Origin of the sequence: Halobacillus mangrovi (assembly GCF_002097535.1) — a bacterium.
GTDB lineage: Bacteria > Bacillota > Bacilli > Bacillales > Halobacillaceae > Halobacillus > Halobacillus mangrovi_A.
Map to the genome: position 1 here is coordinate 2261974 of NZ_CP020772.1, position 19497 is coordinate 2281470.

General features: G+C 42.3%; 16 protein-coding genes. 2 read left to right on the forward strand and 14 right to left on the reverse strand.

Going from position 1 to position 19497, the window contains the following annotated elements:
- The first annotated feature begins 66 nt into the window (after positions 1 to 66).
- Positions 67 to 948, forward strand: coding sequence for a LysR family transcriptional regulator (locus HM131_RS11105; protein WP_085029824.1), 882 nt, complete (start codon positions 67 to 69; stop codon positions 946 to 948).
- A gap of 219 nt (positions 949 to 1167) precedes the next feature.
- On the opposite strand, the gene HM131_RS11110 is transcribed toward HM131_RS11105, so the two are convergent.
- The 7 genes from HM131_RS11110 to HM131_RS11140 all read right to left on the reverse strand — a co-directional run bounded on the left by HM131_RS11110 (position 1168) and on the right by HM131_RS11140 (position 9521).
- Positions 1168 to 2331: a glycosyltransferase family 4 protein gene (locus HM131_RS11110; protein ID WP_085029825.1), complete on the reverse strand. Its 1164-nt coding sequence runs from the start codon at positions 2329 to 2331 to the stop codon at positions 1168 to 1170.
- A 13-nt stretch (positions 2332 to 2344) separates the two neighbouring features.
- Positions 2345 to 3493 (reverse strand): NAD-dependent epimerase/dehydratase family protein, encoded by a 1149-nt coding sequence (locus HM131_RS11115; RefSeq protein WP_085029826.1) that lies wholly within the window; start codon positions 3491 to 3493, stop codon positions 2345 to 2347.
- A gap of 252 nt (positions 3494 to 3745) precedes the next feature.
- Positions 3746 to 4555 (reverse strand): SDR family NAD(P)-dependent oxidoreductase, encoded by an 810-nt coding sequence (locus tag HM131_RS11120; RefSeq protein WP_085029827.1) that lies wholly within the window; start codon positions 4553 to 4555, stop codon positions 3746 to 3748.
- Between the two features lie 12 nt (positions 4556 to 4567).
- Positions 4568 to 5710: a thiolase family protein gene (locus HM131_RS11125; protein WP_085029828.1), complete on the reverse strand. Its 1143-nt coding sequence runs from the start codon at positions 5708 to 5710 to the stop codon at positions 4568 to 4570.
- Entirely contained in the window at positions 5703 to 7193 is a 1491-nt protein-coding gene (locus HM131_RS11130; RefSeq protein WP_198162617.1) for an AMP-binding protein, read from the reverse strand. Before HM131_RS11130 ends, HM131_RS11125 begins: the two co-directional genes overlap by 8 nt.
- 69 nt (positions 7194 to 7262) lie before the next feature.
- A complete protein-coding gene (locus HM131_RS11135) occupies positions 7263 to 7835 on the reverse strand; it encodes a biotin transporter BioY (RefSeq protein WP_085029830.1) in 573 nt (190 codons plus the stop codon).
- Between the two features lie 156 nt (positions 7836 to 7991).
- Complete coding sequence (locus tag HM131_RS11140) at positions 7992 to 9521, reverse strand: flotillin family protein (protein ID WP_085029831.1); 1530 nt, start codon at positions 9519 to 9521, stop codon at positions 7992 to 7994.
- Positions 9522 to 9774: 253 nt separating this feature from the next.
- On the opposite strand from HM131_RS11140, the gene HM131_RS11145 reads away from it, so the two are divergent.
- Positions 9775 to 11736, forward strand: a complete 1962-nt coding sequence (locus HM131_RS11145; protein ID WP_085029832.1) for an AMP-binding protein — start codon at positions 9775 to 9777, stop codon at positions 11734 to 11736.
- Positions 11737 to 11817: 81 nt separating this feature from the next.
- Here HM131_RS11145 and HM131_RS11150 read toward each other — a convergent pair whose 3' ends face one another.
- Genes HM131_RS11150 through HM131_RS11180 form a run of 7 tightly spaced genes read right to left on the reverse strand, consistent with a single transcriptional unit; the run spans position 11818 to position 19476 of the window.
- Entirely contained in the window at positions 11818 to 13347 is a 1530-nt protein-coding gene (locus HM131_RS11150) for an acyl-CoA carboxylase subunit beta (protein ID WP_085031948.1), read from the reverse strand.
- 14 nt (positions 13348 to 13361) lie between these two features.
- Complete coding sequence (locus HM131_RS11155) at positions 13362 to 14144, reverse strand: enoyl-CoA hydratase (RefSeq protein ID WP_085029833.1); 783 nt, start codon at positions 14142 to 14144, stop codon at positions 13362 to 13364.
- A complete protein-coding gene (locus HM131_RS11160; RefSeq protein WP_085029834.1) occupies positions 14137 to 15057 on the reverse strand; it encodes a hydroxymethylglutaryl-CoA lyase in 921 nt (306 codons plus the stop codon). The genes HM131_RS11155 and HM131_RS11160 overlap by 8 nt, the downstream gene beginning before the upstream one ends.
- Positions 15058 to 15072: 15 nt before the next feature.
- The gene (locus tag HM131_RS11165) at positions 15073 to 15285 is read right to left on the reverse strand and encodes an acetyl-CoA carboxylase biotin carboxyl carrier protein subunit (protein ID WP_085029835.1); all 213 of its coding nucleotides are present in this window, start codon (positions 15283 to 15285) and stop codon (positions 15073 to 15075) included.
- Positions 15286 to 15298: 13 nt separating this feature from the next.
- On the reverse strand, positions 15299 to 16654 hold the full coding sequence (locus HM131_RS11170) for an acetyl-CoA carboxylase biotin carboxylase subunit (protein WP_085029836.1): 1356 nt from the start codon (positions 16652 to 16654) through the stop codon (positions 15299 to 15301).
- 17 nt (positions 16655 to 16671) lie between these two features.
- Positions 16672 to 18312 carry an AMP-binding protein gene (locus tag HM131_RS11175; protein ID WP_085029837.1) on the reverse strand — a complete coding sequence of 547 codons (1641 nt, stop codon included), beginning with the start codon at positions 18310 to 18312 and terminating at the stop codon, positions 16672 to 16674.
- 21 nt (positions 18313 to 18333) lie between these two features.
- A complete protein-coding gene (locus HM131_RS11180; protein ID WP_085029838.1) occupies positions 18334 to 19476 on the reverse strand; it encodes an acyl-CoA dehydrogenase in 1143 nt (380 codons plus the stop codon).
- Positions 19477 to 19497: the final 21 nt, after the last annotated feature.

Consider the following 19497-nt stretch of genomic DNA (forward strand, 5'->3'; position numbering starts at 1 on the left):
TATCAATAAATAAAATTAAGTATTTCTTATTCAATCAATAACTAAAAATTATAGGAGGAATACGATATGGATTTTAAATGGCTCCGCACGTTTCTATTGGCAGCTGATGAACTGAACTATCGTAAAGTCGCAGAGCAATTATTTATTACACAACCAGCCGTCAGTCTGCATATCCGACAATTAGAAGACCATTTAGGTTCAAAGCTTTTTCAAAAGCAAGGCAGGCATATTCAATTAACGGAGTTTGGAAAAGCGTTCCGCGTTGAGGCCAATAATCTCTTAGAACATTACGCAACGATGATTCAAAGGGTGAATCGGCGTCAGCAAGGGTACTCCTCCACCCTTTCCATTGCTATGACGCCATTATTAGTAGAGAGTCTGTTTCCAACCATCCTGCGAAAGTATTCGGAGCTTTACCCTCACATTGAAATTTCCATAAAAGTTGCAGAGTCAGCAGGTTTACAAAAGATGGTCGAGGCATCACAAGTAGATTTAGCCTTTTCATGTCTTCCAACTGTCTATTCAAACCTTATATGTGAAAAAGTATTTGAAGATACGATCTCATTAGTTGCTGTTCATGATGGTTGGGACGAGGAAGTAGCTCCTCCTATCGATCCGTATGAGCTCTTATCGAAATCGATTATTTTTACAGATCACCATCCGGCGTATTGGAACCGGTTGAAGCGTGATATTCAAATGCATTTACCTAGTTATCGTTTTCTTTCGGTTTCTCAATCACATGCGGCTAAGAGATTTGTTTTAGAAGGTATGGGAGTTTCTTTTCTCCCCAATTTCATAATAAGACGAGAAATAAACGAAGGACGTTTGCTGGCTATTGAGGTCCCCTTCATTGATTTACCTACAGCTTCTATTTATGCTTTTTATCAAAATGAAGGATCAAAGGAGCAGCAATTTGTCTCGTTCCTTGATCAGTTCCATATAAGTTAATGATTTTTTTAAGATGGATTTGGAGTTGCTACTAAGTTGTAAGTGGAAGTTGTTGGGGATACTGCTTATATCATTAGGATAAGAACCACTGTGCGGTTTTAAGGGAACATTTCTTATTTAGTCTCGGAGTTACTACTATGTATGAATCAGAATATTATGTTGAATGACTCTCCGCTATTAACTAAAATAGCCTTCTACACAGTGAAAAGTCACAGAGGCTTACTCTGTGACTTTAACCTTTGATTTTTTTGAGGAATGCGACTGGTTCTTCTGGAATACTCTTAAGGTTTCGTGGTAATAATCAAGTATTTGTTCCGAAGGTTTTTGCCAGCTGAACTTCTCTGCTTCCTTCCGAGCATTCCTGCACAATTCCTGGTAGAGATCCTCATCTTCAAGTCGATTGATGGCGTCTATCATGGTGTCGGTGTTTTCATTTTCGAATAACAGGCCAGTTTTTCCATCTTCCACTTGCTCCATGGTCGGCCCGCTTTTTGCAGCGATTACTGGGAGTCCTGAAGCCATAGATTCTAGTATGACGAGTCCCAACGTTTCGGTGACAGACGGGAATATAAGAGCATCTGAAGAAGAGAACGCCTGAGCAAGCTCGTTCCCGTGCAGAAGACCTGTAAATACCGTGTTCGTTCCTTTAAAGGTCTCTTCTAACTGCGATCTGACAGGACCATCCCCGACAATCGCTAAGGATATGTCATCTCGCTCCTCTAACAAAGGCTTTATTTTGTGGATTTCTTTTTCAGCTGCCAGTCGCCCAACAAATACAAGAAGTTTGTTATTTGGCTTCCCATCGGACAAACGGTTTCTCATTTCCTCGTTTTTATGTCGAGGATGATAATGATCTACAGCTACGCCTCTATCCCATACACTAACATTATGGAAGTTCCTGGCATCCAGCTCTTTCTTTATCGCATTTGATGTACAAAGATTCACATCTGCGAAATTATGAAGCTTACGGAAATACCACCAAACAGCTGGTTTTAATGGGTACAGACGATAATAATCCATATACTTTGGTACATGTGTGTGATAAGAAGCAATCAGCGGATAATTAAGCTTACTCGCGTAATATACTCCGGATACTCCGACAAAAGCTGGGTTTACAACATGTACCAAGTCAGGGTCATGCTTAATTAATAAATCTTTCACCTTTCTTTGAGGCATAGAAAATTCCTTTGACCTGTAGAAAGGTAACTTAGTTGTTTTTACCCCTTCTACAATCGCCCCTTCGTACTCCTCCACACCAAGGTCTGGAGCAATGACGACAACTTCATGCTCTTGGTTTCGTAGATATTTGATTGCTTCTTTCAATCTAGTTACTACTCCATCCGTCGATGGCAGGAATGTTTCTGTAATTATGGCGATTTTCAAAGCGGAAAACTCCTTACTTCCAAGTAATTGACGGCAGTACGTTTTCTACGATAATGCGGTCTTTATGTTCAAGTGCTGTACGCAGAATATCGCGGATCACATCGTCCGTCAGTAAGTGTGGCTCGAGGCCCAGGTCACGTAGTTTCGTGTTTACTGCATTATAGTAGTGGTCTTCGTTCTCGATACGAGGGTTTTCAATTTGCTTCACTTGCGTTTCTAATCCTTCTTCTTTAGCAACTTTTTGCACTCGTTCGGCAAGTTCCTGTACGGAGAACCATTCAGTGAATTGGTTGAATACACGGAATTCCCCTTTATCTGCAGGGTTTTCAGCAGCGATCTCTACACATCGAACCGTATCTTCAATGTTCAAGAACGCACGCGTTTGTCCACCGCTTCCATATACAGTAATATTATGTCCAATCGCAGCCTGATTGATGAAACGGTTTAGAGCTGTACCGAATACTCCATCATAGTCCACACGGTTTGCGAGAACTGGGTCTAATTTTGTTTCTTCGGTATGTAGGCCATATACGATACCTTGGTTTAAATCTGTTGCACGGATTCCCCAGATCTTACAAGCGAACATGATGTTATGACTGTCATGCACTTTAGAAAGGTGATAGAAAGAACCCGGTTGTTTTGGATAAGGAAGAACATCTTTACGGCCTTTATGTTCAATTTCAATATAGCCTTCTTCAATATCAATATTTGGTGTACCATATTCGCCCATTGTACCTAATTTAATTAGGTGACATTCAGGTGCGAATTCTTTAATAGCGTATAGTACGTTTAAATTACCCATTACGTTATTGGTTTGAGTATATACAGCGTGTTCACGATCAATCATAGAATATGGAGCTGAACGCTGCTCAGCAAAGTGAACAAACGCTTGCGGCTCTACTTGACGGAATACTTCGCTTAGGAAATCATAATGATTCAAGTCTCCAATGAATGTTTTAATTTCTTTTCCACTCACTTCTTTCCACTTAGCTACACGATCTTCAAGTGAAGCGATCGGTGTTACAGAATTGGAATGAAGCTCGTCGTCAATCTTTCGGCGTGCTAAATTATCTACGATGGTTACATCATGTCCTTGCTTGGATAGGTATAGTGCAGTCGGCCAACCGCAAAAACCATCTCCCCCTGCTACAATAATTCTCATAATCTACCTCCTAGTTACATCTAGCATAATCATATTCCCTATATAGAATAACATTGTTTACGATAACCATGGTAATGATATCTTTATGCCCTCTATTATCTGTGTATTCTACAAAATTCGGGAAACTCTTTCGTTTTTGACTTTACCATTAAATTGTTATTGAAACAATAAATTAATTGTTAAAGTACTTTACAAGGCACTATGATTCGTTTATAATTTCCAGTTTTTATCTTTTAATTAAGCTTTAAAACATTAATCATTTGAATGAAAATCAATTGATCTTTGTTCTGATGCCGTCCAATAACTTCTCTGCTCCCCATTAACTCCATAAACCTCTCCACTTTGAAACTGATCGGGTGCATAAAATATTTCCGCAATAAATTCGGCTACTTGTTCTGCCGATCCAACTTTCCAATAATCAGGTAGGTCTTCTCCTTTTGTTGAAGCTAGTTTTTGAGCCTTTTCTATGTGAGGACGGGTCATATCTGTTAAGGCAGCAGGAGCAACGGCATATACACCTACTCTATACTTGCTCATTTCCTTAGCAAGTGTGCGGGTCATCCCTATGAGACCAGCCTTTGCTGTACTGTAATTCACCTGTCCTATATTTCCTGTTAAACCTGAAGATGAAGTCATGTTGATAATCACCGATTGCTGTGTGGGTTCACGTTCACGAATGGTTCTAATAAAAGGAAGTGTACAAGAAAATGCTCCATTGATATGGACATCGATAACCTCCTTAAATTCATCAAAATTCATGCGGTAAGAGATCTTGTCCTTTACATTGCCAGCGTTATTAATTAAGCCCGTAACTCTTCCGAATTCCTTAATGGCAGAATCTACGAGTTTCTCTCCGGTTTCCTCATCCGTCACAGATCCTGGAACACCGATGGCCTTTCCTCCGTAAGAGCGCACTTCTTCAACAACATGGTGAACAGCCTCTGCCTCTCTTCCATTTATAACGACAGCCGCTCCAAAAGCGGCTAAAGACAAAGCGATACTTTTTCCAATTCCTCTTGTAGAGCCAGTAATTATGACGACCTCATTGTTAAGAGTTTCCATTCTATCCTCTCCTTAACCAGATTCGAATAATGCAGCTAACCCCATGCCTCCACCTATTCCCAGCGTTGCTAATCCACGTTTTAAATCTCCTGATTTCATCTCATGAAATAACCTTGAAACAAGAATAGCTCCCGATGCTCCATAAGGATGACCTAAAGCGATGGCTCCACCGCCTCGATTGACTTTCTCAGCTGGGATGGATAGATTACGAATAGACGCAAGGACTTGAGAAGCAAATGCCTCATTGAATTCTACGGCATCAATGTCATCCACCTTAAGATCTTGTTTTCCTAATAGACGAGTAACAGCAGGAATCGGTCCTATACCGAGATAATGAGGATCGACACCACAACAAACTGAATCTCTGAATGTTAAACCAGGTTCTACATCGAGGGCGTTAGCTTTCTCTTTTGACATTATTAAAACGAGAGCCGCTCCATCATTAATCGGACAAGCGTTACCTGCTGTTACGGTTCCCTGCTCTTTAAAAACAGGGGAAAGCTCTGCAAGTTTCTCTACTGAAGTGTTCCATCGAACACACTCATCCTGCACAATTCCCTGAACAGGGACAATTTCCTCTTTAAATCGTCCATTCTCTATAGCTTCAGTTGCTTTTTGGTGACTGTAAAAGGCATATTCATCCTGATCTTTTCTGGAAATGCCATAGCGTTCAGCTACATTCTCAGCTGCTTCCCCCATACCAGGGTCGCCAATCTTTCCAGGTGAAAAGCGTGCCTTCGTATAAATGGAAGGTCCGGCAGGGTGGTATAAATTCGCGGGTTTTTCTATCTTCCAAGGTGCCGTGCTTGAGCTTTCTACTCCACCTGCTAAATAAACTTCTCCTGCTCCTGCCTGAACGAAGCGAGCAGCCATTTGAATGGCCTCTAAACCTGAACCACATTGGCGGTCTATGGTGACTCCAGGTACCGAAAAAGGAAGATCCGCTTCGAGTGCACATAAGCGGGCAAGGTTTCCTCCTGGACCGGTAGCATTTCCCAAAATAACATCATCGACCTCACTCGGATTGAGGGAGGTTTCCTCGAGGATATTTTGTATGAGGGGACTTACTAACTGTTCAGAAGGAACATGACTGAACATCCCGCCCACTTTTCCTATAGCTGTCCTTCTAGCGGTAATAATAACGGGTTCACTCATAAGTCTTCATCCTTTCTTTCGAATGAACGTAGATTAACTTATCTTTTAATTCACTTCTGCCAATTTTTCCGCTGCTTGTGTAAGGGAACTCCTCGACGACTACTAACTGTTTCGGACACTTATAATTAGGCAGAAACGCTTTACAATAGTTGAACACTTGGCCCTCATTTAATGTTGATCCTTCTTTTAACGATACAACAGCTATCACTTTTTCACCCCAATAAAAATCTGGCAGACCAATCACCACAGCTTCTTTAATTTCAGATAGATGAACGATGACATTTTCGACTTCTTCCGGATAGATATTCAGTCCACCGCTAATAATCATATTGTGTTTTCGGCCAACAATCGTGTAGTATCCGTCCTCATCCATAAATGCTAAGTCTCCAACAGTTGCCCACCCGTTGTGAATCACTTTTCTACTTTCTTCTGGAAGATTTAAATAGCCCTTGAACACCCAGGGACTTTTGACACTCAAAAGACCGACTTCTCCTTGACTCGCCTCAGATCCGTCCTCTTTAATTATTTTTGCTTGAACTTTCGGGAAAGGGCGACCAATGGTATGTCCCTTCGCTTTATGGTCACTATCCAGAAGATAACTCACAAAACTCAGTTCTGAAGCTCCGTAAAACTCAAGGATGTCTGCATTAGGAAATAGCGAACGGACCTTATTTTTAGAAGTTTTATCCCATTTGGCTCCTGAAGATAAAATCCTATTCATCCTATAAAATTCTTCCTGTTTATTGGCAAACAATGATTCAAACATCGTAGGAACAATATACATGACACTAACCGGAAAACGTTCAATAATATCAAACACTTCTTCTGTATCAAACGACTCACATAAATATAACGTTGCCCCTGTGTGAAGAGCATGCATCGCAGCAAATAAAAAATGAGAGTGGACGAGCGCCCCTGGTGATAAAATATGATCTTCCCTTTTTAATTGAAAAATCTCACTACAATAAGGAAAACACTCTGACCAGGACTGATGATTTCTCATAAAACCTTTAGGACGCCCTGTTGTACCTGAGGTATAGCCGAGATAAAATAGATCGTCGCGTTCTGGAGATGCTGATGAAGGGTTACCGTGACGAGGCAGAGCGTCATCACTAAACAATTGCTTCCACGTATGTAGGTTCACTGATGCTGACTCTGGAATCTTCTGTTTGAATTCATCATGAACGATGACAAGATCCGGTTCAGCATCGAGAAGAACGGTTTTATATTGCTCTTCTTTCCATTTTGGGTCCAGGGGGACAGCTATCCCGCCCGCATGACAAACAGCTAAAAAGAATTGAATAAAATCGATTCCATTCTCCATTATGAAAGCAATCTTTTTCTTTTTAACATCTTTTAACATATATTTAAGTCGATCTTCGAGGTGCTTTTGGTTTTCAATTAGCTCTGCATACGTCACTTTTTCTCCGCCGCAAATAATAGCTTCTTTATTTTTTAACGTCTGAGGCAAATCTCCAATCATTGATATTCTCCACCTTTCCATACAGTAAAAAGAAAAGACAAGCCACTTATGGATGGCCTGTCTTTTTGGTTACGCTGCCTGCTTGGGTTTTTCCGTCCGCTCCTTTTCAATTAGGGGATACGCTCGATGAACTTGTTTTGCGATAAACGCTGCAGCAACGACCTTAACGAAATCTCCTGGGATAAAAGCAAGAGCACTAAACGCCGCTTTCGTCCATGGGGTGTTTGTGATTAGTGATAAATAGGTGATTCCACAAGCGTAAACCACAACAATTCCTCCGACTACATTTGCTAAAATCAACCAACTAATATGTAGACGATGATAAAAGGTTTCCACTATTAGTCCGATAACGAAAGCTGCAATCGGCCAACTTAAAATGTACCCTCCTGAAGGACCAAAGAACACTCCAATGCCTCCACGTCCTCCTGATAATAATGGTACACCAATCGCAACGAGTAAAATAAACACAAGTATACTCAACGCTCCTCGTCGGGCACCAAGTAGCGCACCAGCAAGCATTACTCCTAAAGTTTGTGCGGTAATTGGTACCGGGTTGAAAGGTAAAGCAATGGGAGGTAATAAGCCGAGTGCTCCTACAATTGCTGCAAATAATGAAGCATAAACCATCGTTTTTAATGACATGTTTCCATCTCCTATTCTCTTGATGCTAGATTAAGAGTAGAAGAATACTGGCAGTTTTGTCAACCTTAAATTAATCAGGTTAACCTTCGCGTTACGATACGGTAAAGAGAAATTAAGAGGTGCAGCCTAGTTAAATGGCTGCACCTTGATGGACTGTTACGCATTATTATCGGATAAGTTAGAAACTTCTTCGTCTCGACCCTCTTGTTTAGATGAATGGTCATCATCTTCAGATAAATGGTTATCCATGTCTTCCTTTGTCGCAGATACCTGCTCATAAGCAGGATCTTTACTCGTGTCAAAATTACTTACGTTTCCGCGAGAGACGTAACTTTCGAGCATGGCCTTTAAATCCATACCTGTCGTTTCTTTCAATGATTCCTGAATTCCAAGCATCGTCGAAGTCACACTGTTTGCAACTTTAGCTGATCCTCCTTGAGAGTTTGATCCTCCCATATCAATCACTTTCATGTCTTTAATTTGTGATAATGGAGCAGAAACTTTTTCTGCGTATTCAGGAAGCACACTGATCAGCATTTCCATAATCGCTGCTTCTCCATAATGTTCCATCGCTTTTGCCATACGTTCTTTAGATTCTGCTTCAGCAATACCGCGCTGGCGAATAACTTCTGCTTCGGATTCACCCTTGATCCGCTCATTATCTGCTTCTGCCTGCGCACGTTTCGTCACCTCATAAGCTTCAGCATCAGCAATGGAACGGCGGCGTTTGTTTTCTTCTTCTTCTAGTTCAACCGCTCGCTGCTTTTCAATGTATTGGACTTTAAGCTCTTCTTCTTTGATCTGCTGGGCCAGTTTTTGACGTTCAAGCTCTCCGGCCTGATCGGCATTTGCTTTAGCTCTGTTCGTATCTTTTTGGAATTCCGCTTCTTTAATGTCTTTATTTTTCCGGGATTCAGCAACCGCAGTCAATCGGCGGTTTTCTTCGTCCTGAGCTTCCTGATCGTTTTTCGCCTGATAGATCCGTGTTTCTTTCGTTGCATCAGACTCTGCCATATTTGCTTTTTTCTGCACTTCAGCAATATGGGGACGACCTAGTGCATCGATATAGCCATTTTCCACATCTACGTCTTCCACGTCGTTTAAGGCAAATGAAGTAATTTCAAAGCCCATTCCTTTTAAATCGGACTCTGCGATTTTTTTGACTTGCGTGTTGACTTCTTTAAAATCGTTGTAAATTTTTTCAATAGGTAGAGATGCGATAATGGAACGTAAATGACCGTTTAATACATCCTTCAGCTCAGATTCACGTTCTTTTTGCTTTTTCCCAAGGAACTTTTCGGCAAAATTAGCCATGATCTCAAGTTCACTGCCGATGCTGATTACAGCGGTACTTGCGACGCGTACCGGGATGCCTTCTTTCGTGTACGCTTTCTCAGAATTGACCTGCAGCTGGAATGAGGTCAGATCAATAGGTGTAGCTGTTTGAAACATACGCAGGCGATAGCCTCCGCCCCGTATGATTTTTACAGACCTACCGTTATCATCTTCGAATACATTCTTTTCTTTTTCCGGATCTCCAAGTTTCGGTCCTGTTACAATGAGTGCTTCATTTGAACTCGCTGTTTTGTAGCGAAGACGGAAAATGACGAATGTGACAATTCCCCCAACGAGCACAACGGCTCCGATAATTCCCAAAATGACTAAAAATAGTGCTCCTTCTAGCATATTAGTTCTTCATCTCCTTCTAAAATTGATCTTCCATTTTTTCCGAATCCTTATGTAAAAAATGGGATGTATATTACATATCGATTACAACCTAAAAAAGTTTCACCTATTTTCAACATTTTTCGAATAAATATGTTTTTATATTAAGATTTCATTTATGTGAAATTTGTACAATCATTCATTGTCTAGCATGATTAAGGTATAATTAAATTGGGATATTTCTGAATTTTTGCTTAAGAAGGAGGAAGTTTAAATGGCTACATACGAAAGTGCGTGGACACCTTCAGAGAAACAAGTAAAAGAAACGAGACTTTACCAGTGGATGGATAAACAGGGATATCAAAATTACGATGATTTTCATAAAAAATCGATTGAAGACATTGATTGGTTCTGGGATGAAGCAGTAAAAGAGTTAGGTATTGAATGGTACACCCCATACGAAGAAACCTTAGATCTCTCAAAAGGCATTGCATATCCAAACTGGTTCGTCGGAGGCGAAATCAACGTTGTGCACAATGCTCTCGATAAATGGGCGAATAATGAAGATAAAAAGGACTCCGTGGCCCTGTATTGGGAGGGCGACAACGAAGATCGTATCACGTTCACTTATAAAGAACTGCATAAAGAAGTAAATGCTGTGGCAAATGGGTTAGACAATCTTGGGATTTCAAACGGAGATGTCGTAACCCTCTATATGCCGATGATTCCTGAAACTTTGATTGCCATGCTAGCGATATCAAAGGTTGGCGCCATTTTCTCTCCTGCTTTTTCAGGTTATAAAGCAAATGCTGTGGCCACAAGAATACAGGCTTCGAAGGCAAAAGCCCTCATAACCGCTGACGGCTTTTTCCGCCGCGGTAAAACGATTCCGATGAAAGATGAAGCAGATATGGCAGCGGATCAATGTCCATCGCTCGAACACGTAATCGTCGTTGAGCGTGCCGGCTGTGAAGTTGAATGGAACGAATACCGTGATATTGAGTGGTCAAACTTACGAAAAAATGAAACCGGTTACAAAGCTGAAGTTAAAAAAGCGGATGACCCTTTTATGCTGATTTACACTTCTGGGACGACTGGAAGACCGAAAGGAGCCGTCCACACGCATGCTGGTTTTCCGATCAAAGCCGCATTCGATGCGGGCGTATGTATGGATGTAACAAAAAAAGACACTCTTTTCTGGTATACGGATATGGGATGGATGATGGGGCCGTTCCTTGTTTACGGTGGCCTGCTAAATGGATCTTCCATCGTCATGTTCGAGGGCACTCCCGATTACCCAAAACCCAATCGTTTATGGGAACTTGTTGAACGGTATAAGGTTACCCATTTAGGAATATCTCCTACCCTTGTCCGTTCCATGATGAAGCACGGAGAAGAATGGATCAAACAGCATGATTTACGTTCATTAAAATTGATCGGGTCTACGGGTGAGCCCTGGAACCCTGAACCATGGCACTGGCTGTTTAAACACGCTGGAAACTCAAAAGTCCCTATCTTCAATTATTCCGGAGGCACTGAAATTTCAGGAGGCATTTTAGGCAATGTTCTCGTTAAACCGATACAACCGGTCACATTCAATGCAGCACTGCCAGGGATGGACGTGGGAGTCTATGATGAAGACGGCCAATCGTTATCCAATGAGGTCGGTGAGCTCGTTATACGAAAACCTTGGGTCGGAATGACACATGGGTTTTATGAAGAAAATGAACGCTATGAAAATACGTACTGGAACCGATTCAAAGATACGTGGGTTCACGGTGACTGGGTCATTTTAGATGGCGAGGGCTATTACACGATTACAGGGCGTTCCGATGATGTATTGAACGTTGCCGGAAAAAGGCTCGGCCCTGCTGAAGTGGAGTCTGTGCTCGTTGAGCATTATTCTATCATAGAAGCGGGGGTCATAGGCATTCCTCACGAGATAAAAGGGGAAGAACCTGTTGCCTTCGTCGTGCTATCCCCGAAAGCATCGAACACAGAGGAATTAATTGATGAAATCAAGCTGCACTTAGATCAAAAGCTTGGAAAAGCTTTAGCTCCTAAGAAAGTATTTGTCGTTGACGATCTTCCTAAAACACGAAACGCCAAGGTCATGCGCCGAGCAATAAAATCCGCTTATCTTAATAAAGAGTCAGGAGATCTGAGTGCTCTTGAGAACCCAGATGCCGTCAATCAAATTCAAGAAATCGGTAAAACCGTTCATATCAGAAAATAAATCAAAGAGCTCCCTTATTACAGGGAGTTCTTTTGCACACAAAAAAGCCTTCGGAGTCTAACTCCAAAGGCTTTTTACAATTTATACAGGATAAACTCCGTGCTTTCTTTCTGTAAATTGAACCCCTTTGTTTTCATATGCTTCGTAACGTTTCGCCAGTTCATCCCGCAGTCGATCTGGCTGTACGATGTCATCGACCACCATCTCCGAGGCGAGCCTATAAATATCAATGTTTTCCTTATATTCTTCATGTTTTGCTTTAATAAATGCCGGGCGTTCCTCTTCTGGAAGATCAGCAATCTTATTGGCATAGACCGCGTTCACAGCAGCCTCAGGACCCATTACAGCGATCTGAGCGGTAGGAAGGGCAAGACAAGCGTCAGGCTCAAATGCCGGACCTGCCATCGCATAGAGGCCTGCCCCGTATGCTTTCCTGACTACTACAGAAATTTTAGGCACCGTCGCTTCGCTCATTGCAGAAAGCATTTTGGCCCCGTGGCGAATGATTCCTGCGCGCTCTACTTTTGTCCCGATCATAAAGCCTGGGATGTCCATCAGGAATAATAATGGAATATTGAAGGCGTCACACAACTGTATGAACTTTGCGGATTTATCTGCCGAATCAGGAAACAATACTCCGCCTTTCGCTCGCGGCTGATTGGCAATGATTCCTACCGAACGACCGTCAATTCGAGATAACCCCGTAATTAGCTCCGGAGCGAATTTTTTCTTAATCTCACAGAATGAGCCATCATCAATTAATCGATCAATCAATTGATACATATCAAAAGGAGCATTTTGGTTTTTAGGAATAAGCTCTTCAATAGATTTGTCAAAATCAGCAGGAACTAAAGTCTCCTTCCGTTTCGGTAGTCCGCTATAGTTTTGCGGAAAATAACTGAGGTAGTTTCTTGCAAATTCAATGGCTTCTCTTTCATCTTTTGCAAGGACATCCCCGCATCCAGAGACAGAACAGTGCATATTCGCTCCGCCCATTTCTTCCAACGTCACTTTCTCTCCAATAACTTTTTCTGCCATTCGTGGTGAACCTAAGTACATGGAAGCGTTGCCGTCAACCATCACTACAATGTCACAAAAGGCTGGTATGTAGGCGCCTCCGGCTGCTGATGGGCCGAATAAAAGACAAACTTGAGGTACTCGCCCTGACAGTTTAATTTGATTATGAAAGATCCTCCCGGCACCGCGGCGATTTGGAAACATTTCTACTTGATCTGTAATTCTCGCACCAGCAGAGTCTACTAAATAAAGCATAGGTAAATTGAGTTTCATCGCTGTTTCCTGGATTCGTATAATCTTTTCAACAGTACGTGCGCCCCATGAGCCTGCTTTTACGGTAGAGTCATTCGCCATGACACAGACTTGTTCTCCATTGATCTTGCCAATACCGGTTACAACTCCGTCCGCGGGAAGCTTTTCATCTTGACAGTTGGCAAAAAAAGCATCTTCAATATCCAAATCCTCATCAAAGAGCAATTCTAACCGTTCACGGACGAAAAGTTTGCCTTTCTCAGCGTTTTTTGCATGATATTTTTCGGCACCGCCTGAAGCAATTTTTTTAGCTTTTTCTTCTAACGTTTGATTAATAGTCATCGTTTTTTCCACCTCTATTCCCCTTTATACACGGGTTTACGTTTTTCTTTGAATGCCTGTAAGCCTTCTGTACGATCATGAGTCGGAATCGTTTTTTGATAGCAAAGACGTTCAAACTCAAGCCCCGTTGTTAAATCAGTTTCGATTCCATAATTGATCGCTTTTTTCGCTTGCCTTAATGCAATTGGACCATTTCTTCCAATCGCACAAGCAAAGTCTTTGGATTCTTGAAGTAAGAACTGAGGTTCGTGAATGTACTCAACAAGACCAATTGATAAAGCACGTTCAGCTTCCACCGGCCTTGCCGAGTAGATCATCGCTTTTGCTTTTCCTAAACCAATAAGCCTGGTAAGTCTCTGGGTGCCGCCGGCTCCTGGAATAATGGCCAAGGAGGTTTCCGTTAAGCCGACTTTGGTTGACGTACTCATGATTCTTAAATCACAGGCAAGTGCAAGCTCTAGTCCTCCTCCAAATGCAACACCATTAATTACAGCAATTGTTGGAACTTGAATTTGTTCGATCAGCCGAATAGTATTACCGATATTTTCCACTGTTTTAATCACTTCGTCATCTGACATACCTGCTCTTTCTTTTAAATCCGCACCTGCACAAAAGGCTTTGTTTCCACTTCCCGTAACCATAACGGCGCGGATATCCGGACGGTTTTCTATTTCCTTAGCCGTTCGTGCAATCTCTTCAAGCATAGCTTTAGACAAAGCGTTTGCAGCTTCTGGCCGGTTCAGGGTCATCAGCAGAACATGATCTTCGACTTCTTCTAACTTGACAAGTTCACCCATTGGACACGCCCCCTCCTTTATTCAACACTTGCATGTGATGGCTGGGTAGAGCCTTATCCAGCTTCGACTGAACAAAAATGGCTGCTTCTTCTAGCTTTCTTTCATCCAGTCCTGTTTCTATCTTCATCTCATGGAGCATATGCACAAGATCATCGGTTGCAAGGTTCCCGGAAGCTCCTTTTGCGTATGGGCACCCTCCAAGACCACCAAGAGAACCATCGAATGTTGTGATGCCATGCTCCAAAGAGACAAGAACGTTCGCTAGAGCCATTCCTCTCGTGTTATGAAAGTGCATCGCAATCTCATCAAACGACAATTGCTTTTTCAACTGAGCAAGCACGGCATCTACTTGTTTTGGGTTTGCAATTCCGATCGTGTCTCCTAACGATAGCTCATCGATACCCATATCAAGCAGCTTCCTGCTCACTTTAATCACTTGCTCAACTGGAATATTTCCTTCATACGGACAGCCAAACACGGTCGATAGGTACCCTCGAACGGTCTTTCCCGCCTGCTTCGCTTCTGTCACAACTTCTCGGAGAACAGGATAAGTCTCTTCAATCGTCTTATTAATATTCTTTTTGTTGTGTGTATCACTTGCAGACATGAATACGGATACCTCATCCACATTTGTTTCCAACGCCCCTTCAAGCCCTTTCATGTTAGGGACCAGTGCAGCGTAAGTGACACCAGGTTTACGTTCAATCGAAGCAGCGACCTCTTTTGCGTCTTTCAGCTGAGGGATCCATTTTGGGTGAACGAAGGAACTGAATTCGATATATTTATACCCTGCTTCTGAAAGCTGATTGATCCAAGCAATTTTGTCCTCTGTCGGCACTTCCTTATGCTCATTTTGAAGACCGTCCCGTGGCCCCACTTCTTTGATCGTGACGTGATTCGGTAATTCAAGCATCTAATCCGCTCCTAGTTATTCAATGATGGCAATAACATCGCCTTCGTTGACGAAGTCTCCCTCTTCCACTTTCAATTCTTTGACGGTACCTGAGGATTCAGATGGGATTGGAATTTCCATTTTCATTGATTCCAAGATAGCGATATCTTGTCCCTCACTTACCTCTTCTCCTTGTTTTGCTACAAGTTTCCATACACTTCCTGCCATTGATGCTTTAACTTCATTCATCTTTTCTTCCTCCTTAATGATTCGTTAATGTTGGTAGATAATAGTTTTGGATAAAAGTAGTTTTCGTATCTCCTGCTTTGAAATTGTCATGAGTGATGACGCGCTTCAGCATGGTCAGGTTCGATTTAATGCCTTCGATCTCATACTCATGGATGGCTTTTGTCAGGCGTTCAATAGCTTCTTCACGATTTGCTCCATAAGCGATCAGCTTTGCAATCATAGGATCATAAAACGGTGTAACCTGTGAATCCCCTTTTACCGCGACTTCATGCCTGATTCCTTCTCCCTCTGGTAAAACAAGCTTTGTAATTTGACCTGGCGATGGATAAAAGGTGTTCGGATCCTCTGCGTAAATGCGAACTTCAATCGCATGTCCCTGTATTTCCAAGTCGTCCTGAGTAATTACTAAAGACTCTCCTGCAGCGACTTTCAGTTGCTGCTCCACGAGATCTATGCCTGTAATTTCCTCTGTTACCGGATGCTCGACTTGCAATCTCGTATTCATTTCGAGGAAATAGTAGTTCTCTTCATCATCCACCATAAATTCAATCGTCCCCGCATTCGAATAACCCAGTGTTTGCACGGCTTTTAAAGAGCTTTCCCCCATTTTAGCTCGTGTTTTCTCCGACAATACCGGAGAAGGGGCTTCCTCGACCACTTTTTGGTGGCGGCGCTGAATGGAGCATTCCCTTTCAAACAAGTAAACAGCATTTCCTTGTTTGTCTGCTAACACTTGAATCTCAATGTGGCGAGGATCCACAATCAGTTTTTCAATGAACATTTTTCCATCTCCAAAAAAAGTTTGCGCTCGTTTCGAATTTCCTTCAAAAGCTTTTTCCAGCTCTTCGTCGTTATAGACGGCTTGCATGCCAATTCCTCCACCGCCAGCAGCAGCCTTCAGCATGACAGGATAACCAAATTGGTTCGCCCAGTCCTTCGCCTCATCAGCAGATGCTACAGCTTCATCAGTTCCTGGGATAATCGGAACACCTGCTTTTTTCATTTCTGCCCGTGCAGCAATTTTATCTCCCATCATAGAGATGACTTTTGCGTCAGGACCTATGAATGTCAGACCAGCTTCCTCTGTCTTTTTTGCAAACTCTGCATTTTCACTCAACAGTCCATAACCAGGATGGATGGCTTGTGCTCCTGATTCTTTGGCTACTTTCAATATTTTTTCGATATTCAAGTAAGATTCATTCACTCTTGGCTTACCGATTAAATAGCTTTCATCAGCTAGAGACACATAAGGGGCGTTTTGATCAGCCTCTGAATACACAGCAACGGTTTTGATATTCATGTCTTTACATGTTCGAATGACACGAGAGGCGATTTCCCCTCGGTTGGCAACTAATATTTTTTCAAACAAGCTCATCACTCCTTGTCTTAGGATTTCAAGTTCATCATATCAAGGGCTTCTTCTCTTAATTTGAATTTTTGAATTTTTCCACTTGCTGTCATCGGATATTCTTCTGTAAATGAAATATAGCGAGGGATTTTATGTTTAGATATTTTACCTTCGCTGAATTTTCTAACGTCCTCTTCGGTTAGCTTCTTCCCTTCCTTCGGTATGATCCAGGCCATAATTTCTTCCCCATACTTTTGATCAGGCACACCAACGACTTGAACGTCTAAAACATCTGGATGCTGGTACAAAAATTCTTCGATTTCCCGAGGATAGACGTTTTCCCCGCCACGGATGATCATGTCTTTTATTCGGCCAGTGATCTCTACGTATCCATTCTCATCCATAACAGCAATGTCACCAGTATGAAGCCAGCCGTCCGGATCGATTGCTGCACTTGTTGCTTCTTCGTTCTTGTAATAGCCTTCCATAACGAGATACCCTCTCGTACAAAGTTCACCAGGTATACCCTCTTCTACTTGTTCACCTGTAGCAGGATCAATAATTTTCACTTCTACATTCGGATGAGCTTGTCCGACACTGCTGACACGCAGATCAATAGGATCATCGGCTTTCGTTTGCGTAATGACTGGGGACGATTCCGTTTGTCCATAAGCGATCGTGATTTCTTCAGCACCCATATCTCCTATGACACTTTTCATCACTTCCATCGGACAAGTGGAGCCAGCCATGATTCCTGTTCGAAGAGTCGTTGGTTTCAATTCTTCATAATCTGGATGATTTAGCTCTGCAATGAACATAGTTGGAACCCCGTGTAATGCCGTACACTGTTCTTCCTTGACCGCCTGAAGAACTTTTTTCGGATCGAATTGTTCAAGGATGACCATTGTGGATCCTTTAGATACGGCAGCCAATGTCCCAAGGACGCAACCGAAGCAGTGAAAGAAAGGAACAGGAATACATAATCGATCTTCTTCTGTAAGACGCATGCAGTCTGCCACTTGGTTCCCATTGTTGACGATATTATAGTGACTCAGCATAACCCCTTTGGGAAATCCAGTCGTCCCGGATGTATATTGCATATTAATCACATCCCGGTAGGACAGGGTGGCTTTTCTTTCATCCAATTCTTGATCACTAATCGTCATTCCCATATCAACAAGGTCCTGCCAGTTATAGCATCCTGGATACGATTTATCACTTAACACAACGACGTTTTTTAGAAATGGTAGCCGTTCACTTTGAAGATCGCCTTTTTCTGAACTCTCTAACTCTGGGCAAATTTCTTTCAGAATATCGATATAGGACGTTCCTTTAAATTCTTCTGCAAGAATTATTGTGGAAGAGTCAGACTGTTTTAACAGATATTCGAGTTCCTGGGCGCGGTAGTTGGTATTGACAGTAACTAATATGCCTCCCATCTTGCCTGATGCAAACTGGGAGAGTAGCCATTCAGGTTTGTTGTCAGACCAGATGGCGACATGCTCACCCTTTTCGATACCTAGAGCCATGAGTCCTTTTGCCACTTCATCAGCCAAAGCATTAAATTCTGCATAGGACTTTCTTAAGTTCTTCTCCGGATAAATAAATGCCTCATGATCAGGATAGGTTTCAGCCTGCTTCTCTAATAATTCACCAACGGTTAACTCTAATAGGGACATCATTGTACCTCCTTTAAATAGTTAGCATCCTAGCTGACGGGCAATGACCATACGCTGAATTTCAGATGTACCTTCTCCAATCTCAAGCAATTTGGCATCACGTAAAAATCTTTCGACTTCGTATTCTCTCATGTATCCATATCCACCATGGATTTGAATCGCTTGATTCGCGGATCGGAAAGCGGTTTCAGAAGCGAACAGTTTAGCGTAAGCCGATTCTTTCGTAAAGTTCTTTCCTTCATCTTTTAGCCAGGCTGCTTTTAATACCATGTTTCTCGCAAGCTCAACTTCCATCGCCATATCTGCAAGCTTAAATTGAATCGCTTGGAATTTAGAGATCGGCTGTCCGAATTGCTTTCTTTCTTTCGCATAAGCCAAAGCACGGTCCAAAGAAGCCTGAGCAATTCCAACCGCTAGAGCCGCAATAGAAATACGCCCACCGTCTAACGTATGAAGGAACTGTTTGAATCCTTTGCTAGGGTCACCAAGGATATTCTCTTTTGGAACTTTTACATCTTCAAGGATAATTTCAGATGTGTTTGATCCACGAACACCCATTTTGTCGTAAGGGCTTGTAATTTTCATTCCAGGGGTGTCTTTAGGGATAATGAAGGCAGATATAATGTTCTTTCCGTCATCTCGCTTTCCAGAGACCGCTGTAACCGTAATGGAGCGGGCATATTCAGCATTAGTAATCCAACATTTTTCTCCATTTATCACATAGTGGTCATCTTCTAATTCGGCACGAGTCTTCGTTCCTCCTGCATCCGAACCAGCATTTGGTTCTGTTAGTCCGAATGAAGCGAGGGCTTCTCCTCTAGCTAATGGAGTTAAAAATTCTCGTTTCTGTTCTTCGGTGCCGAAATAATAGATAGGACTCGCGCCAAGAGAAACAGCTGCAGCATAGCTTAATCCGGTAGATCCACAGACCCTGCCGATTTCTTCAACTGCAAGCGCATAAGTGATCGTATCTCCGCCAGAACCTCCATATTCTTCAGGGAATGGAATGCCTAGAAGTCCAAGTCTGCCCATTTCATTAAAAAGATCTTCGGGAAAATCAGCATTTACATCAATATCTACTGCTCGCGGTCGAATAACATCCTCTGCAAAATCACGGACCATCTTCCTTGTCATTTCTTGTTCTTTTGTCAATTCAAAATTCATAAAAATCCTCCTCGAGAGTAA

Excerpts from the sequence above, each read along its gene's own strand:
- HM131_RS11105 (WP_085029824.1), top strand. The coding sequence starts at position 67 with ATGGATTTTAAATGGCTCCGCACGTTTCTATTGGCAGCTGATGAACTG.
- HM131_RS11115 (WP_085029826.1), bottom strand. The coding sequence starts at position 3,493 with ATGAGAATTATTGTAGCAGGGGGAGATGGTTTTTGCGGTTGGCCGACT.
- HM131_RS11120 (WP_085029827.1), bottom strand. The coding sequence starts at position 4,555 with ATGGAAACTCTTAACAATGAGGTCGTCATAATTACTGGCTCTACAAGA.
- HM131_RS11125 (WP_085029828.1), bottom strand. The coding sequence starts at position 5,710 with ATGAGTGAACCCGTTATTATTACCGCTAGAAGGACAGCTATAGGAAAA.
- HM131_RS11130 (WP_198162617.1), bottom strand. The coding sequence starts at position 7,193 with ATGATTGGAGATTTGCCTCAGACGTTAAAAAATAAAGAAGCTATTATT.
- HM131_RS11135 (WP_085029830.1), bottom strand. The coding sequence starts at position 7,835 with ATGTCATTAAAAACGATGGTTTATGCTTCATTATTTGCAGCAATTGTA.
- HM131_RS11140 (WP_085029831.1), bottom strand. The coding sequence starts at position 9,521 with ATGCTAGAAGGAGCACTATTTTTAGTCATTTTGGGAATTATCGGAGCC.
- HM131_RS11145 (WP_085029832.1), top strand. The coding sequence starts at position 9,775 with ATGGCTACATACGAAAGTGCGTGGACACCTTCAGAGAAACAAGTAAAA.
- HM131_RS11150 (WP_085031948.1), bottom strand. The coding sequence starts at position 13,347 with ATGACTATTAATCAAACGTTAGAAGAAAAAGCTAAAAAAATTGCTTCA.
- HM131_RS11155 (WP_085029833.1), bottom strand. The coding sequence starts at position 14,144 with ATGGGTGAACTTGTCAAGTTAGAAGAAGTCGAAGATCATGTTCTGCTG.
- HM131_RS11160 (WP_085029834.1), bottom strand. The coding sequence starts at position 15,057 with ATGCTTGAATTACCGAATCACGTCACGATCAAAGAAGTGGGGCCACGG.
- HM131_RS11165 (WP_085029835.1), bottom strand. The coding sequence starts at position 15,285 with ATGAATGAAGTTAAAGCATCAATGGCAGGAAGTGTATGGAAACTTGTA.
- HM131_RS11175 (WP_085029837.1), bottom strand. The coding sequence starts at position 18,312 with ATGTCCCTATTAGAGTTAACCGTTGGTGAATTATTAGAGAAGCAGGCT.
- HM131_RS11180 (WP_085029838.1), bottom strand. The coding sequence starts at position 19,476 with ATGAATTTTGAATTGACAAAAGAACAAGAAATGACAAGGAAGATGGTC.